Annotated in this window: 10 protein-coding genes and 1 riboswitch; of the genes, 3 read left to right on the top strand and 7 right to left on the bottom strand. The window is 71.0% G+C overall.

Annotated elements, in window-relative coordinates; translation table 11 throughout:
- Window positions 1-9: 9 nt before the first annotated feature.
- Window positions 10-573, bottom strand: coding sequence for a DJ-1/PfpI family protein (locus ACH4XV_RS15530; RefSeq protein ID WP_126643598.1), 564 nt, complete (start codon window positions 571-573; stop codon window positions 10-12).
- A gap of 401 nt (window positions 574-974) precedes the next feature.
- Between ACH4XV_RS15530 and ACH4XV_RS15525 the strand changes: the two genes are divergently transcribed.
- Window positions 975-5,858 (top strand): NAD-glutamate dehydrogenase, encoded by a 4,884-nt coding sequence (locus ACH4XV_RS15525; protein WP_395789916.1) that lies wholly within the window; start codon window positions 975-977, stop codon window positions 5,856-5,858.
- Window positions 5,859-5,937: 79 nt separating this feature from the next.
- Here ACH4XV_RS15525 and ACH4XV_RS15520 read toward each other — a convergent pair whose 3' ends face one another.
- The 5 genes from ACH4XV_RS15520 to ACH4XV_RS15500 all read right to left on the bottom strand — a co-directional run bounded on the left by ACH4XV_RS15520 (window position 5,938) and on the right by ACH4XV_RS15500 (window position 11,410).
- Window positions 5,938-6,363, bottom strand: a complete 426-nt coding sequence (locus tag ACH4XV_RS15520) for a hypothetical protein (RefSeq protein WP_395789914.1) — start codon at window positions 6,361-6,363, stop codon at window positions 5,938-5,940.
- Window positions 6,364-6,573: 210 nt separating this feature from the next.
- A complete protein-coding gene (locus ACH4XV_RS15515; RefSeq protein ID WP_395790010.1) occupies window positions 6,574-7,434 on the bottom strand; it encodes a carbohydrate ABC transporter permease in 861 nt (286 codons plus the stop codon).
- Window positions 7,435-7,487: 53 nt separating this feature from the next.
- The gene (locus tag ACH4XV_RS15510) at window positions 7,488-8,849 is read right to left on the bottom strand and encodes an ABC transporter permease subunit (RefSeq protein WP_395789912.1); all 1,362 of its coding nucleotides are present in this window, start codon (window positions 8,847-8,849) and stop codon (window positions 7,488-7,490) included.
- 9 nt (window positions 8,850-8,858) lie between these two features.
- The gene (locus ACH4XV_RS15505) at window positions 8,859-10,202 is read right to left on the bottom strand and encodes an ABC transporter substrate-binding protein (RefSeq protein ID WP_395789910.1); all 1,344 of its coding nucleotides are present in this window, start codon (window positions 10,200-10,202) and stop codon (window positions 8,859-8,861) included.
- The gene (locus ACH4XV_RS15500) at window positions 10,199-11,410 is read right to left on the bottom strand and encodes an ABC transporter ATP-binding protein (protein ID WP_395789908.1); all 1,212 of its coding nucleotides are present in this window, start codon (window positions 11,408-11,410) and stop codon (window positions 10,199-10,201) included. Before ACH4XV_RS15500 ends, ACH4XV_RS15505 begins: the two co-directional genes overlap by 4 nt.
- 159 nt (window positions 11,411-11,569) lie before the next feature.
- A riboswitch (ZMP/ZTP riboswitch) is annotated at window positions 11,570-11,657 on the top strand.
- 30 nt (window positions 11,658-11,687) lie between these two features.
- On the opposite strand from ACH4XV_RS15500, the gene glyA reads away from it, so the two are divergent.
- On the top strand, window positions 11,688-12,938 hold the full coding sequence (gene glyA / locus ACH4XV_RS15495) for a serine hydroxymethyltransferase (RefSeq protein WP_395789906.1): 1,251 nt from the start codon (window positions 11,688-11,690) through the stop codon (window positions 12,936-12,938).
- A 108-nt stretch (window positions 12,939-13,046) separates the two neighbouring features.
- Here the strand turns inward: glyA and ACH4XV_RS15490 are convergent, their stop codons facing one another.
- Window positions 13,047-15,677 carry an FHA domain-containing protein gene (locus ACH4XV_RS15490; RefSeq protein WP_395789904.1) on the bottom strand — a complete coding sequence of 877 codons (2,631 nt, stop codon included), beginning with the start codon at window positions 15,675-15,677 and terminating at the stop codon, window positions 13,047-13,049.
- Window positions 15,678-15,991: 314 nt separating this feature from the next.
- Between ACH4XV_RS15490 and ACH4XV_RS15485 the strand changes: the two genes are divergently transcribed.
- Complete coding sequence (locus ACH4XV_RS15485; RefSeq protein WP_395789902.1) at window positions 15,992-17,560, top strand: serine/threonine-protein kinase; 1,569 nt, start codon at window positions 15,992-15,994, stop codon at window positions 17,558-17,560.
- The last annotated feature ends 22 nt before the right edge of the window (window positions 17,561-17,582 follow it).

Below are 17,582 nucleotides of genomic sequence, written 5' to 3'. Positions count from 1 at the left end.
CCCCAGGGCTCAGGCCGGTGCCTTGGCGCGCAGGACCTGGACGAACTCGCGCATCCATGCCGGGTGGTCGACCCAGCCGCGGGCGGAGACCAGGGTGCCGTCGACCACCGCCTCGCCGTCCACCCAGGTGGCGCCCGCCGCCCGTACGTCCGGCGCGATCGCCGGGTAGGCGGCGGTGCGGCGCCCGTTCAGCACCCCCGCGGCGGCGCTGACCAGCGGCCCGTGGCAGATCTGCGCAACCGGCTTCTCCGCCGCGAAGAAGTGCCGCACGATGCGCTGCACCACCGGGTTGTTGCGCAGGTATTCCGGAGCCCGGCCGCCCGGTAGCACCAGGGCCACGTAGTTCTCCGGTCGCACCTCCACGAAGGCGAAGTCGGCCGGCCACGTGTAGCCGGGCTTCTCGGTGAACGTGTCGTAGCCGTCGACGAAGTCGTGCACGACGAAGTTGAGCTTCTTGCGCGAGGGCCCGGCCACGTGCACGTCGTAGCCCTCCTCGCGCAGCCGCTGGTACGGGTAGAGCACCTCGAGCGATTCCGCCGCGTCGCCCGTGATCAACAGCACCTTCTTGGCCATGACGATCGTCTCCCCACCGAGTTCGTCCGCCCGCGTCGTGTCGTTGCTCCCGCACCCACGGTGCCCCGAGCGTCCGCCCCGGGGCAATGGGCAATCGCCGGCCCTTCGGAACCGGGGGGCTCAGGGCAAGGGCGGTACGGGGTGTCCGGGCATAACCGAAAATTACTTACAGGGTGATCCGAGATCCCCTCTCGGCGGCCGAGGACCACGCGAGTAGCCTGACGATGCGGCGACGCCGTGCGGGTCGCGGGCCGAGACGACGGAGTCCCGGAACCACCACCGACGCGCCGACGTCGCCTGAAACAGGTACTCGCGACAAAGCGGGTACCCGCAGTACACGGCCGGGCACGCCCGGGGACGGCAATGGTCACGCAACGGCGCGCGACAGGAGCGGCAGCATCATGCAGAGCAAGCTGGACGAGGCGAAGGCGGAGCTTCTCGCCCGAGCGGCGGACGCGGCACGGGCGGCATCGTCACAGCACGGAGGCGGCGGGCCCGAGGGCCCGAACCGGGTGGACCTCGATGTCCTCCTGTCCCGCTACTACCGGCACACCGCACCCGACGACCTGATCGACCGCGACCCGGTCGACGTATACGGTGCGGCGATCTCGCACTGTCGACTCGCGGCGCAGCGCCCCCAGGGCACCGCGCGGGTCCGGGCGTACACGCCCACGGTGGAGGAGAACGGCTGGGCATCGGGGCACACCGTGGTCGAGGTGGTCACCGACGACATGCCCTTCCTGGTGGACTCGGTCACCAACGAACTCTCCCGCCAGGAACGCAGCATCCACGTGGTGATCCACCCGCAGCTGATCGTCAGGCGCACCATCGCCGGCGAACTGCTGGAGATCGTGGACACCACCGACGCACACGGGGTGCCCGAGGACGCGCTCGTCGAGTCCTGGATGCACATCGAGATCGACCGGGAATCCGACCGCGAGGACCTGCGCGCGGTGGAGAGCGGGTTGCAGCGGATCATCAGCGACGTGCGCGAGGTGGTCGAGGACTGGGCCAAGATGCGCGACACGTCGCTGCGGCTGGCCGACGAACTCGCCAACGACCCGCCGGCGACGCTGCCGGAGGAGGAGATCGGCGAGGCGTGGGAGCTGCTGCGCTGGCTCTCCGAGGATCACTTCACCTTCCTGGGATACCGCGAGTACGACCTGGTCTGCGAGAACGACGAGGACGTGCTGCGCGCGGTGCCCGGCACCGGGCTCGGCATCCTGCGCGCCGACCAGGACCTGTCGGCGTCCTTCAGCCGACTGTCCACCCAGGCCCGGGCCAAGGCCCGGGAGAAACAGCTGCTGATCCTCACCAAGGCCAACTCGCGGGCCACCGTGCACCGCTCGGCCTACCTCGACTACATCGGCGTGAAGAAGTTCGACGCGGCCGGCAACGTGATCGGCGAGCGGCGCTTCCTGGGGCTGTTCAGCTCCGCCGCCTACACCGACAGCGTGCAGCGCATCCCCGTGGTGCGCCGCAAGGTGCACGCGGTCCTCGACAAGGCCGGCTTCCCGCCGGTCAGCCACGACGGCCGGGACCTGCTGCAGATCCTGGAGACCTACCCGCGCGACGACCTGTTCCAGATCGCCGTCGACGAACTGCACGACATCGTGATCAGCGTGCTCTACCTCCAGGAGCGGCGCCGGTTGCGGCTGTTCCTGCGCAAGGACGAGTACGGCCGGTTCTACTCGGCCCTGGTCTACCTGCCGCGCGACCGGTACACCACCGAGATCCGGCTCAAGATGCAGGACATCCTGCTCGCCGAGCTGGCCGGCTCCGTCGTCGACTACACCGCGCGCAACACCGAGTCCGTGCTCGCCCGCCTGCACTTCACCGTGCGCGTGCCCACCGGCGCCGAACTCGGCGACCCGGACGTGGACTACATCGAGCGCCTGCTCTCCGAGGCCACCCGCTCCTGGATCGACGACTTCGGCGAGGCCCTCGTCGCCGAATGCGGCGAGGAGAGCGCGTCCGAACTGTCCCGCCGCTACGCGCACGCGTTCAGCGAGGGGTACAAGTCGGACTTCCCGCCCCGGACCGCGGTCGCCGACCTCAAGCGGGTCGAGGAACTGACCCCCGAGGCGGACTTCACGCTCCACCTGTACGAGCCGATAGGAGCACTGCCGGGCGAGCGGCGCTTCAAGATCTACCGCATCGGCGACTACGTCTCGCTGTCCGAGGTGTTGCCGATCCTGCAGCGGATGGGTCTGGAGGTCGTCGACGAGCGGCCCTACGAGCTGCACCGCGCCGACGGCACCGTGGCGTGGGTGTACGACTTCGGCCTGCGCTACGACGCCTCGGCGATGTACGGGCAGCCCGAGGACGTCAAGGATCTGTTCCAGGACGCGTTCTCGGCGACCTGGACCGGGCGCGCGGAGAACGACGGGTTCAACGCGCTGGTCTTCCGGGCCGGGCTGACCTGGCGCCAGGCGATGGTGCTGCGCGCCTACGCCAAGTACCAGCGGCAGGCCGGGGTCACCTTCGGGCAGGACTACATCGAGGGTGTCCTCGTCTCCAACCCGCACACCACCCGACTCCTGGTGAACCTGTTCGAGGCCCGCTTCTCGCCCGGCCACCAGCAGGCCGGCACCGAGTTGGTGGACGGCATCGTGGAGGCCATCGAGGGCGCGCTCGACCAGGTCGCCAGCCTGGACGAGGACCGCATCCTGCGCTCCTTCCTGGCGATGATCAAGGCCACCCTGCGGACCAACTTCTTCCAGCACCGCGAGGACGGCGAGGCGCACGACTACCTCTCGCTGAAGTTCGACCCGCACGAGATCCCGGACCTGCCGGCGCCGCGGCCCCGGTTCGAGATCTTCGTCTACTCGCCCCGGGTCGAGGGCGTGCACCTGCGCTTCGGCGCGGTCGCGCGAGGCGGGCTGCGCTGGTCCGACCGGCGTGAGGACTTCCGCACCGAGATCCTGGGCCTGGTCAAGGCGCAGATGGTCAAGAACACGGTGATCGTGCCGGTCGGCGCCAAGGGCGGATTCGTCTGCAAACAACTGCCCGACCCGAGCGACCGCGAGGCCTGGCTGGCCGAGGGCGTCGCCTGCTACCGCACCTTCATCGGCGCCCTGCTCGACATCACCGACAACCTCGTCGACGGCGAGGTCGTGCCGCCGGCCGACGTGGTGCGCCACGACGGCGACGACACCTACCTGGTGGTGGCCGCCGACAAGGGCACCGCGACGTTCTCCGACATCGCCAACGCGGTGGCCGAGTCGTACGGGTTCTGGCTCGGCGACGCGTTCGCCTCAGGCGGCTCGGCCGGCTACGACCACAAGGGCATGGGCATCACCGCCCGCGGCGCGTGGGAGTCGGTCAAGCGGCACTTCCGCGAGCTGGGCCACGACACCCAGACCGAGGACTTCACCGTCGTCGGCATCGGCGACATGTCCGGCGACGTGTTCGGCAACGGCATGCTGCTGTCCGAGCACATCCGGCTGATCGCCGCGTTCGACCACCGGCACATCTTCCTGGACCCGAACCCGGAGGCGGCGGTCTCCTTCGCCGAGCGCCGCCGGTTGTTCGACCTGCCGCGCAGCTCGTGGGCGGACTACGACACGAGCCTGATCTCGGCCGGCGGCGGCGTGTACCCGCGCGCCGCGAAGTCGGTGCCGATCAGCGCGCAGGTGCGCGAGGCCCTCGGGCTGCGCGACGGGCTCGTGCGGCTCACCCCGGCCGAGCTGATGAAGGCGATCCTGCAGGCCCCCGCGGACCTGTTCTGGAACGGCGGCATCGGCACCTACATCAAGTCGAGCGGCGAGTCGCACGCCGACGTCGGCGACAAGGCCAACGACGCCATCCGGGTCAACGGCGCCGACCTGCGGGTCAAGGTCGTCGGCGAGGGCGGCAACCTGGGCTGCACCCAGCTGGGCCGGGTCGAGTTCGCGCTCGCGGGCGGCCGGATCAACACCGACGCGATCGACAACTCGGCGGGCGTGGACACCTCCGACCACGAGGTGAACATCAAGATCCTGCTCAACCAGGTCACCGCGGCCGGCGACATGACCGGCAAGCAGCGCAACGAACTGCTCGCGCAGATGACCGACGAGGTCGGCCACCTGGTCCTGGCCGCCAACTACGGCCAGAACTGGGCGCTGGCCAACGCGGTGGCACAGGCGTCCAGCCTGCTGCACGTGCACATGCGGTACATGCGCCGGATGGTCCGCGACGGGCACCTCGACCGGGAGATCGAGTTCCTGCCGACGGATCGTCAGCTCCGCGAGCGGCAGCAGAACGGGCAGGCGATGACCCAGCCCGAACTGGCCGTGCTCCTGGCCTACACGAAGATCGTGATGGCCCAGGACCTGATCGCCTCCGACCTGCCCGACGACCCGTTCCTGGCCCGGGAGTTGTACCGCTACTTCCCGAGCGCGCTGCGGGCGCGATTCGTCGAGCAGATGGACCGGCACCCGCTGCGCCGGGACATCATCACCACGGTCGTGGTGAACGAGGTGGTCAACCTCGCGGGCATCACGTTCATGTTCCGCATGCGCGAGGAGACCGGCGCGTCGGCGGAGGAGGTCGCCCGGGCGCACATCACCGCGCGCGAGATCTTCGGCGCGGACCGGATCATGGGCGCCATCGCGGCACTGGACAACAAGGTCCCGGCCGAGATGCAGACCACCCTGCGGCTGCACAGCCGGCGACTGATCGAGCGGGCCACCCGCTGGTTCCTGGGCAGCCGGCGCGAGATCGACATCGCCGCGCAGGTGGAGCTGTTCCGCGACGGTGTGGCCGAGGTGGTCGCACACCTGCCCAAGGTGCTGCGCGGCTCGGACCTGGCCTGGATGGACGGGCTGTACGAGCAGTTCACCGCGGCGGGCGTGCCCACCGAACTGGCCACCGCGGTGGCCGGGATGTCCTCGGCGTACGCGGCCCTGGACATCGTCGAGGTGGCGACCGAATCCGATCGCGGCGTGGTCGACGTCGCCCAGGTGTACTTCGACATCGCCGACCGGTTGCCGATCGCGCACCTGCTCGACCGGATCATCGAACTGCCGCGCAGCGACCGGTGGAAGTCGATGGCGCGGGCCTCGCTGCGCGAGGACCTGTACGCGGCGCAGGCCGGGCTCACCGCCGACGTGCTTGCCTCCGGTGAGCCGGAGGACACCCCGGAGCTGCGGTTCAAGGCGTGGGAGCACAAGAACGCGCCGGTGCTGGTGCGGGCGCGGTCCACGCTGGAGGAGTTGCAGGAGGCGGAGAGCTACGACCTGGCGACGTTGTCGGTCGCCATGCGGGTGATCCGCACGCTGCTGCGTACGGGCGCCAAGAGCTGACCGAGGCGAACGACCGCCGGCCCGGAACCCCTCGGGGTTTCGGGCCGGCGGCCTGTGATGCGTGTGTTCCGCGAGCCTTCTACGGTTCGAGCATGAGCAGTTCGTGTCGGCTGCGCTCGCGCACGGCCCACCAACACGGCAGATAGACCACCGCCGGCACACCGGCCACCAGGATCGACCACGTCGGACAGGCCATCAGTATCGCCACCAGCGCGACGAACACGTGGATCAGGCCCACCGCGGCCGCACGCCCCAGCGCGCCGGTGCCGCGCCGCAGCGCGTCGCGCACCCCGACCACGCCGAAACCGCACATCACCGCGATGCCCGCGCACAACACCGACGCGACCAGCAGCAGATCGCCGAGCCCCTCCAGGCTCTTGCGGTCGTCGCGCACCGCGAACGACATCACCGCCAGAGTGCCCGCGCCCACGCTCATCAGCAGTGTCTCGACGACCAGCGCGATCAGCAGCGTGCGGAGAAAACCGATCCGACGACTTCCCCTCATTGTTCCCCCGAAATGACGTTTTGCCCCCCGTTTGATGCGCCCCCGAACAGGTTCCGCAACAGGGGTGGCACCCTACGCCTTCGGACGATGCCATACGGAATCGCGTTCCCGACGGCGGTATCCGTAACGAGTCCGGCACGAAACGCCGAGGCCGCGAGGCGGTTGCCCGGAAGTCACCGGACCGCCCCGCGGCCGTCGCCCACCGGTCGACTACTTCACGGCGCCCGCCATCACGCCCTGCACGAAGTAGCGCTGGAAGCCGAAGAACACGAGCACCGGGACGATCAGCGACAGGAACGCGCCGGGGGCCAGCACGTCGATGTTGGCGCCGAACGCCCGGGACTGCGACTGCAGGGCCACCGTCAGCGGCGCCGATTCGGTGTCCGCGTAGATCAGCGCGATCAGCATGTCGTTCCACACCCACAGGAACTGGAAGATGCCGAGCGAGGCGATCGCGGGCAGCCCCAGCGGCAGGATGACCCGGAAGAAGATGGTCAGATCCGTACCGCCGTCCATCCGCGCGGCTTCCAGCAGATCGCGCGGAATACCCGCGAAGTAGTTGCGGAGCAGGAACACCGCGAACGGCAGGCCGAACGCGACGTGGAAGAGCACCACACCGGTGATCGTGCCGAACAGCCCGGTGTCTCCGTACAACTTCGAGATCGGGATCAGCGCCACCTGCACCGGCACCACGAGCAGCCCGACCACGACCAGGAACAGCCAGTCCCGACCGGGGAATTCCAGCCAGGCGAAGGCGTAGGCGGCGAGCGAGCCGATCAGGATCACCAGGAGCGTGCTGGGCACGGTGATCCAGATCGTGTTGAGGAACGCCCGGGTCATGTCCTTGTTGTCGAGCAGCTTGTCGTAGTTCGAGAAGGTCAGGTCGCTCGGCTTGCCGAGCACCTTCCACCACCCGGACTTGCTCATCTCCTGCGGATCGCGCAGCGAGGACACCAGCAGGCCGAACGTGGGCATCAGCCAGAACAGCGCGACCAGCGCCAGCAGGACCGCCGCCAGGCCGCCGCCGGTGCGGCCGACGATCCGCGAGGCGAGGCCGCGCTTGATCCCCATCTCCGGTCGTGGCGGCGGGGCGGGCTTCGTCAGGTCGGGGGCCGCGGGCGCGCTCACCGGTTCTCCCTTCGGAAGCGACGGATGTTGAACAACATCGCCGGCAGCACCAGCAGGAACAGCAGGATGCCGATGGCACTGCCCAGGCCCTGGTTGTTGCCGCCGCCGAAGGAGGCGATGTACATCTGCAGGGCCAGGACGTTGGCCTCCTTCTGCGACGAGCCCAGCGAGATGATGTACACCAGGTCGAAGATCTTCAGCACGTTGATCACCAGGGTGACCATCACCACCACGAGCACCGGCGCGAGCAGAGGGATGGTGACCCGGCGGAAGACCTGCCACTCGGTCGCGCCGTCCACCCGGGCCGCCTCCAGCGCGTCCCGGGGGATCGCGGCCAGGCCCGCGGCGATCAGCACCATCGCGAAGCCGGCCCACATCCAGATGTAGGCGCCGATGATGGCGGCGGTGATCAGGTTCGGCCCGAGCCAGTCGTAGCCGGCGAACGACTTGGCGAAGTTGGACGCGGCCAGGCGCAGTTGCACCGGGCCGTCCTTGGCGGCGGACGCGGGCAGGGTGAACGAGCCGTCCTTGCCGGTGGTCGCGCTCGCGACGGTGTGTCCGCCCCGGACCGCCTCCACCTTCACGCCCGGCAGACCCTTCTCGCCCGGGTCGACCACGCCGGGTTTGCCGGCGTTGCCCTTGCTGAAGTCGACCCAGACCACGCCGCCCAGGCCGCCGGCGGGCGGCACGCCGGGCCGGGCGTTCTGCGCGTCGCCGGGGATCTTGTCCGCGGGCAGCGCCACCAGCGGCAGCAGCGCGGTGCCGTCGGCCGCGGTGCCGGCCTTGGTCACGAAGCCGCCGCCCTGGGGGGTGAGTACGGCGTCGTTGCGCGGGCGGGCGCCGGGATAGGGCGCGCCCTCGCTGAACACGTCGTGCACGCTGGTCAGCACCGCGTTGGCCACGCCCTGGTCCGGGTCGCGGTCGTACACCAGCCGGAAGGTGATGCCTGCGGCCAGCATGGACACCGCCATCGGCATGAACACGATCAGCTTGAACGCGGTGGCGAAGCGCACCCGTTCGGTGAGCACCGCGAAGACCAGGCCGAGCGCGGTGACCGCGGCGGGCACCACCAGGACCCAGATCAGGTTGTTCTTCAGCGCGGTGAACGTGTTGTCGTCGGTGAACAGTTCCTTGTAGTTGTCGATCCCCACGAAGTCCGACCAGCCGTCCGCGCCGAACAGGCTGCGGATCAGCGACCACACGATCGGATAGGCGACCAGGACGGCGAGCATGAGGACGGCCGGCAGCAGGAACAGCCAGCCGAGCAGGGTGCCCGAACCGAGCCCGCGCGTCTCGCGCGCGGGCGTCGGCTTTGTCTTCTCGGGCACCGCGACCTGTGCGGGTGCCTTGTCACTCATGGCCGTCGATCACCCGGCCGAGTAGGCCTTGGCGGCGTCCGCCTCCAGCTTGGCCTGCGCCCCCGCGACATCGGAGGGATTGCGCAGGAAGTCCTGGAGGTCGCGCCACTCCCCCTCGCCCTTGGTGCCGCCGAACGCCGCCGGCGTCTGGTCGGAGAGGTCGAAGCGGAAGTCCTCGCCCGCCGCGATCAGGTTCTTCGCGATCCCGCGCGTGGTGTCGTCGCGGTAGGCCGCGAAGTCCAGGTTCTTGTTCGGCGAGAGGTAACCGCCCTGCTGCGCCCACACCTTGGCCGCGTCCGGCGAGGCCAGGTACTTCAGCAGCGCCTGGGCGCCGGGGGAGTCCTTCATCGCCACCGCCACGTCGCCGCCGGTGACCACCGGCGCCTTGCCGGTGCCGACCGCGGGGAAGCCGAAGAACTTCGCGTCGGCGCCGATCTTGGCCTTGGTGTCCTTGATGATGTTGGTGCCGATGAAGTCGCCGCCCGCGATCATGCCCGCCTTCGGCGGATCGCCGAACGCCTGCGGTACGGACGCGGGGAACTCGGTCTGGAGCACGCCGCCGGAGCCGCCGGGGAACCAGTCGCTCTTGCCGAAGACCTGGGCCAGCGTCTCCAGCGCGGCCTTCACCGAGGGGTCGGTCCACGGGATCTTGTGCTTGGCCAGTTGGTCGTACTTCTCCGGGCCCGCCTGGCTCAGGTAGATGTTCTCGAACCAGTCGGTGAGCACCCAGCCGTCGGCGCCGCCGATCGCGAACGGCGGTGTGCCCGAGTCGGAGATCAGGCCCGCGTTCTTGAGCAGGTCGTCCCAGGTCTTCGCCTCGGTCGCGCCTGCGTTCTCGTAGACCTTGGCGTTGTACCAGATCAGCGACTTGTTGGCGCCCTTGTAGTACACGCCGTAGAGCTTGTCCTGGTAGGAGCCGAGCTTTTGCCACTGGCCGGAGAAGTTGGCCTGCACGCTCTGCTGGACGTCCGGCGCGAGCGGCTTGATCCAGCCCTTTTGCGCGAACTGCTGGAGTACGCCGGGCTGGGCCAGGAACGCCACGTCCGGCGGCGCGTTGCCCTCGACCCGCTGGCCCAGGAACGTGGAGGCGCTGTCGCCGGTGGGGATGAACTCGGTCTTGGCCCCCGTACGTTTCTCGAAGTCGGCGAGCACCTTCTTGAACGCGGCCTGTTCGTCACCGGTCCACACCGCCGCGACGCTCACCGTGGTGCCGTCGAGCCTGGGTACCGGCGCACCGCCGCCGCTCGGCGTCGAGTCGCTCTTCTTGTCCTTGCCGTCGCCGTCGTCGCTGCAGGCCGCGAGACCCATGGCGAGCATCGAGGCGACCGCCAAGGCGCCCACAAGCCGCTTCACGCATCCTCCGTAATGGACAGACCCGTCTCCGGGTCGAAGAAGTGCAGCCGGTCGGTCGCCACCCGCATCACCACGCCCGCGCCCTCACGGGCACGGGTGCGCGGGCCGAAGCGGGCCACGAGTTCGGAGTGCGCCGCGTCCGGATCGGGCACCTGCTCCTCCGCGCCGACGTCGCGCGCCAGTTCCTGTACGTCCTCGGTCACCGCCGGCGGCGCGTCCACGCTCACGTGGACCAGCACCTCGGAACCCATCGCCTCGACCAGGTCGGCCTCGGCCCGCAACACCGCGCCCGGCGCGGGCTCGGCGCCCTCCAGGGCGGCGTCGTGCAGGTCCTCGGGGCGGATGCCGACGATCAGCGACCGCCCGGCGTATCCGGCCAGCGCCGGCCGGGCGGCGAGCACCTCGGCGGGCACGGACAACCGCTGACTGCCCACACCCACCGCGAAGTCGCCCGCCTTGTCGCGGGTCAACTCGCCGGTGAGCAGGTTCATCGCGGGCGAGCCGATGAAGCCCGCCACGAACAGGTTGACCGGGTGGTCGTACAACTCCTGGGGTGGCGCGACCTGCTGGAGCACCCCCTTCTTCATCACCGCGACCCGGTCGCCGAGGGTCATCGCCTCGGTCTGATCGTGCGTCACATATAGCGTGGTGACGCCGAGTTCGCGGGTCAGCCGGGCGATCTGGGCGCGCATCTGCACGCGTAGCTTCGCGTCGAGATTGGACAGCGGTTCGTCCATCAGGAACGCCTGGGGCTCACGCACGATCGCCCGGCCCATCGCCACCCGTTGCCGCTGTCCGCCGGAGAGTTGGCGCGGTTTGCGGCCCAGGTGCTCGGCCAGTCCCAGCGTCCGCGCCGCCCGGTCGACCCGCTCGCGGATCTCCGCCTTGGGCAATTTCCGCAATCTGAGCCCGAATCCGATGTTGTCTCGCACGTTCAGATGCGGATACAGGGCGTAGCTCTGGAACACCATCGCCACGTCCCTATCCCGCGAGGGGATCCGGTTGACCACCCGATCCCCGATGCTGACCGTGCCCTCGCTGATCTCCTCCAGGCCGGCCACCATGCGTAACGCGGTGGTCTTGCCGCATCCGGACGGACCGACCAATACCAGGAACTCCCCGTCCGAAACGGTCAGATCGAGCGAGGTGACCGCTCTCGTGCCGTCGGTGTAAACCTTTCCGACCCCATCCAGAACCACTTCCGCCACGAATTTCCCCCGAGGGTGGACAGATGTCGCCTTCCGATGTCCTGTCGTACGCCTGGTGTGGCGTTCGCCACAAGCCCTGCCCCACGCAACGAGCCTTATTCGTGACTTTCGATCATCAGTGCGTAATGGGGGGACGGATGCCGGTCGCGCTCCGTATGCTGACCGTGCCGCGACTGGCGTACACGTGGAATGACCACGGGGGAGCGGTGGTTCCGCCGACGAGGTGTCGTCCGCCTGGGCACCCGGCTCACATCCCGTTGTGAACCGAGCCGGAGGAATGATGGACCGTCATGTCGAACTCGGCCGTACCGACCCGGAGATCGCGTCGCTCGTGCGGGCCGAGGAGGCCCTGCAGCAGGACACGCTGCGGCTGATCCCGAGTGAGAACTACGTCTCCGCCGCCGTGTTGGAGGCGACCGGGACGGTGCTCACCAACAAGTATTCCGAGGGGTATCCCGGCCGGCGCTACTACGAGGGCCAGCAAAACGTCGACCCGATCGAGAACATCGCGCGCGAGCGGGCCAAGTCGCTGTTCGGCGTGGAGCACGCCAACGTGCAGCCCTACTCGGGCTCGCCGGCCAACCTCGCGGTCTACCTCGCCTTCGCCCGGCCCGGCGACACGGTGCTGGGCATGGCGCTGCCGAGCGGCGGACACCTCACCCACGGCTGGGGCGTGTCCGCGACCGGGACGTGGTTCCGGGGCGTGCGCTACGGGGTGCGCGCCGACACCGGGCGCACCGACCTCGACGAGGTGCGCGACGTGGCCCTGCGGGAGCGGCCGAGGCTGATCTTCTGCGGCGGTACGGCCGTGCCGCGCACGGTGGACTTCGCCGCGTTCGCGGAGATCGCCCGCGAGGTGGACGCGATCCTGGTCGCGGACGTGGCGCACATCGCCGGGCTGATCGCGGCGGGGGTGCACCCCTCGCCGGTCCCGCACGTGGACGTGGTGTCCACCACCACCCACAAGACGCTGCGGGGTCCGCGCGGGGCGATGCTGATGTGTCGCGCCGAGCATGCCAAGGCGATCGACAAGGCGGTCTTCCCGGGCCTGCAAGGGGGGCCGCACAACCACACCACGGCGGCGATCGCGGTCGCGCTGCGCGAGGCGGCGACGGAGGACTTCCGGGCCTACGCGCGGCAGGTGGTGGCGAACGCGAAGCGGCTGGGGGAGGAACTGGCCGCGCGCGGGTTCGAGTTGGTGTCGGGTGGAACGGACACGCACCTGCTCCTGGTGGACCTGACGCGGCGTGGGGTGCCGGGCAAGGTCGCGGCGCGGGCGCTCGATCGGGCGGGGATCGTGGTGAACTACAACACGGTGCCGTTCGATACCCGGTCGCCGTTCGATCCGTCGGGGATTCGGTTGGGGACGCCGGCGCTCACGTCGCGCGGCGTGGGGGCGGAGGACATGGCGTTGGTCGCCGGGTGGATCGATCGGGTGGTCGGGGGGCCGGAGGGCGAGGAGTCTCGCGTGCGGGGTGAGGTGCGGGAGTTTTTGGGGCGGTTTCCGGCGCCTGGGTTGGCTGTGTAGTTGGTGGGCTCGGGTTGGTTTACCCACCCGCTCCAGCCGTGGCGTTTTGGTGTTCGGGCTGCGGGTTACTGCGTTCGGGGCGGCGATTCGGCCTGTGGGGCTTGGTGGCTACCGGGCTTTTTGGGTCAGGTGCAAAGGGGCTCTGGGCCATAGGCGGGATTGCAACGGGGTGCCCAGTTGTTCGGCGGCGCGGCGGACCGCGCCGGTGAGCAGGGCCAGGTCGGTGGGGCCGTTGCCGCCGCCGACCGGGGTGGGGCGGCGGGCCAGGCGGTTGCCCATCTCCTGCCACTCCTGGCGGACGACGGTGGGGCGCAGGGTCGCCGTGCGCGGCATCCGGCCGGTCACCCGGCCGCCCTGGAAGGGGATCACCGCGCCGTCGCGGCCGCGCACGAAACCCCGACCCGGGTAGTCCTCGTCCACGCCCGCCGCGTCCTCGACGTCGATCAGCACGCGGGAGGACTGCGGATCGTCCACGCGCAGGGCGATCCGCAGTTCGGCGCCCGCAGCGGCCTCGATCTCCAGGCTCCGGGCGGGCCGACCCGTGGTCACCAGCAGATGTACGCCGTGCGCGCCGCCGCGGTGGGCCACGTCGGCGAGGCCCTTGACGCACCCCGGGTACGACTCGGCCAACAGGTCTATGTCGTCCACCGCCACCACCAGCCGGGGCAGCGCCCCGCCCGGACCCGCCCGATACGCCTCGAACGGGGTGCCGCGCAGCAGCCCCTCGCGGCGGTCCAACTCGTCGCGCACGGCGGCGATCGCGTCGCCCGTGGCCGAGACGTCGGCGTCGGCGTCGGCCGGCGAGCCCACCACGTGCGGCAGGTCGGACAGCCCCTCGGGGCCCCGGACCAGCGCGATGGCCAACTCGTCGGGCCGGTTCGCCACCGCGAGCGAGCACAACACGGAGGCCAGCAACTCGGAGCGGCCCGAGCGGGCGGCCCCGCCGATCACCACGTGCGGGCCCTCGGCGGACAGGTCGACGGTGATCGCCCCGCGCGCGTCCGAACCGAGCACCGCGCGCGGCGAGTGGCCCGCCTCGCGCCAGCCCGCGAGCAGCTTGGCGGGGGTGAGCAGGTCCAGGTTGAGCAGGTCGAGCAGGCGGACCGACTCGGGCAGCGGCGAGGTGACCCGGCGGGTGGCCTCGCGCAACGGGGCCAGCGCGCGGGCGAAGCGGTCCGCCCACGCCGAGGACACCGCGTCGGCGACCACGTCGGTCAATCGACGCGTGCCCGGTCCGATCAGGTCGATCCGGGTGCCCACCTCGCCGGTGACGTGGGCCACCGCCGAGCACTGCGCCGGCAGGTCCTCGGCCCGCTCGTCCAGGCACAGCGCGTGGACGCCGGCCGCGGGACCCTCGACCAGGAGCCGGACGATCTCCGGCCGGGCGGCCAGTCGGCCGGCGCCGTCGAGCACGACCACGGTGCGTCGGAGCGGCACCCGCTCGGCCGTGTCGATGCGGTCGAGCAGTTCGCCGGCACGGGCCAGCACCTGCTCCGGGCCCAGGCCGACCAGGAGCCGGCAGTCCTGGCCCTCGCCCGGCCGCAGGTGCGGCAACCAGCGGGCCCAGGACCAGTCGGCGGCGGTGGCGCCGTCGGCGCACAGCACGACCAGTTCGACGTCCTGCGGCCCGTGCAGCCCGGCGAGTTGGGCGACCACCGAGCGGGCCAGACCGAGCAGCCGAAGCCGCGGCCCGGCCAGGCCGAGGACGGTGTCCTTGAGCGAGACGGTGACCGGTACGGAGAACGCGGTCAGCCTGCGCTCCGCGCCGTCGCCGGCCGAGGTCGGCGGCTCCACCAGGGTCACCCGCGACGGCAGGTCGCCGACCCCCAGGCGCACGCTCAGCGCCTCCGGGTGACCGGCCGCACGCTCCCACAACCGGCCCACCGGACCCGGCTCGCCGGTGGCCAGCGCGTCGAGCAGCAGCGTGGCCGGGTCGGGCGACTGGTCGCGGCGCCAGCGCACCTCGTCGAGCAGTGCCGAGCGGGCCGCCGCCTCGATCGTCTCGCGCTCGGTCCCGCGGGCCCGGCGGCGCAGCGCGAACGGGCGGCGCCGGCCCGGTGCCTCCTCGGGCAGTTCGAACCGGGCCCGGGCGGGCACCGGCAACTGCGCGCGGGCGACCCGGCGGACCTCGATGTGGCCGGTGCCGTCGGCCCGCGCCGGGGCGCCGGAGGCGTCGTCGGGCGAGCCGTAGGGCTGGGGCAGGAACGTCTGCAGGGTGGACTCGCCGACCCGCAGCAGCGATCCCGGCGGCAGGTCGACCGGCTCGCGCCCGACCGGCATGCCGTCCACGGTGGTGCCGTTGGTCGAGTCGAGGTCGGCGACCCGGATGCGACCGGGCTCTATCCACAGTTCGGCGTGCAGCCGGGACAGGTCGGGATCGCCCAGCCGCACCTCGGCCTCGGGCGCGCGGCCGATCCGTACCCCGCCCTGGTGCAGCAGGTGCACGCCGCCCGCGTCCGGCCCGCCGACCACCCGCAGTTGCGCGGACCCGGCGGAGGGGGAGGGGGAGCCGAGCGCGTCGACGGTGATCAGGGCGCCGTCCACCAGGGGCGGCCGGCCCACGGGGGTGTCGTCGCGCAGCCGCACGTCGCCCACCCAAAAACGTTGGCCGTCGGTGCCGGAGGCGGTCCGCAGCGCGCCCGCGATCCCCGCGAAGGTCGTTCCGGACGGCGCGGTGACGAGCACGTCGGCGCCCGGTCCGGTCCGCTGCGGTCCGTGCACGGTGAGCCGGATCTGCATGCGCGCCCTCCCTCCTCCGAGCAGAAAACAAGAGGCATCCTCGCACCCACGACCGTCATGTCGCCCACGGCCGGACGGACGAAGGTTCTTGTCCGAATTTCGACCGCAAACGACCGGGTCGCCGGCGAATCGCCCGAACACGGAAGCGATCCCAACCCCCACCGCGCCGACCCCACGACGTCGACCCGTGTCGAGTATCCGCCGAGAACCCGATCGGACAAGGTTCGAACCGGGCGGCCGAACCGTACCTGCGGTCGATGCGTCCGTACCCGAGTACCACCTAGGGTGGGAGGCAACCCGGCACCACCGCCCAGGTGGCGGACAGGACAGTGGGGAGCGGCGTGGACCGGCCGGTCGGCAGCAAATATCTGCTCCAGGAGACCCTGGGGCGCGGAGCCAGTGGCACCGTCTGGCGCGCGAGCGTGCGCGACTCCGGCGAGGTGGTCGCGGTCAAGGTGCTGCGCGAGGAGTTGGGTACCGACCCGGACGTGGTCACCCGCTTCCTGCGCGAGCGCTCACTGCTGCTCAACCTGCGCCATCCCAACCTCGTACATGTGCGCGACCTCGTCGTCGAGGGCGAGACGCTCGCCCTGGTGATGGACCTGATCGACGGTCCCGACCTGCGTACCTACCTGCGCGACAACGGCCCGCTCCCGGCCGCCCCCGCGGCGCTGACGATGGCTCAGATCTGCGACGCGTTGAGCGTGACACACGCCGACGGGGTGATACACCGCGACCTGAAACCGGCGAACATCATGCTGGCCCGCAACGGCGACTCGCTCTACCCGATGCTGACCGACTTCGGCATCGCCCGGCTCGCCGACTCGCCCGCGCTCACCCGCACCCACGAACTCGTCGGCACCCCCAGCTACGTGGCCCCGGAGACCGCCGAGGGCCGCCCCCTCACCCCCGCCGTGGACGTCTACGCGGCGGGCGTGGTGCTCTACGAACTGGTCGCCGGACACCCGCCGTTCCGCGACACCAACCCGATCGCGCTGCTGCACCACCACCTGACCGAGATCCCGGCGCGGCCGGCGGGCATGCCCGACGCCTACTGGCTGATCACCGAGCGCTGTCTGGCCAAGCAGCCCGAGGTGCGGCCCGACGCGGCGGGTCTCGGCCGCGCGTTGCGGATGGCCGCCGACGTGGTCTCCGGCGCGCGACCCGACGACGGCTCGATCGCACAGGTGCTGGCCGCGAGCGCGTTCGGCGCCCGAGCCGGCGGCGGGGCCGCCGACGCCACCCGCGCGCTCCCGCAGACCCGGGCCGGCTACCCGAGCGCGCCGACCACCCCGCCGCCGACGCCGCCCGTACCGCCCGCGTCGCCGAACGCGACCCGGGTGATGAGCACGCAGCCGCCCGGCTACCCGCAACCGCAACAACCGCCGCCCACGCGGCGACAACCGGCGCAGCAGGCCCCGAACCACCCGCCGCCCGCCTACGCCGAGCCGATGCACAGCCGGCCCGGCCCGCCCGCGCAGGCCGATCCCGGCCCGCCGCCGCCCCCACCGCCACCGTCGCGCTACCACCGCGACGAGGCGGCCGAACGTGAGCCCCGGCGCCGACCGCGCGCCGTGCGCGAGCCGGAGGAGCCCAGGGAGCGCGAGCCGCGCGACCGCCGCGAACGCGAGCCGCGCCGACGGCGGTTCCGGCTCACCAGCATCCCCGGCGTGGGCTGCGGCGTCGGCTGCCTGCTGCGGCTGGTGATCATCGGCGCGGTCCTGTTCGCCGTCTACTGGTTCAGCCCGCTGCACGACTGGGTGAACTCCGCCATCGACACCTTCGATACCGTTCGAGGCTGGTACGACGACGTCAAGGACTTCGTCACCGGCAACGACGGCGGCGACAAGGGCGACGGCAGCGGCGGTGGCGGCAAGAACTGACGCGAAGTCATCCCCCGGTCGC

It is taken from the genome of Embleya sp. NPDC020630, assembly GCF_044334985.1.
Classification (GTDB): Bacteria; Actinomycetota; Actinomycetes; order Streptomycetales; family Streptomycetaceae; genus Embleya.
Note: the sequence above shows the minus strand (reverse complement) of the source record. Positions and strands in the feature narration are given on the sequence as shown.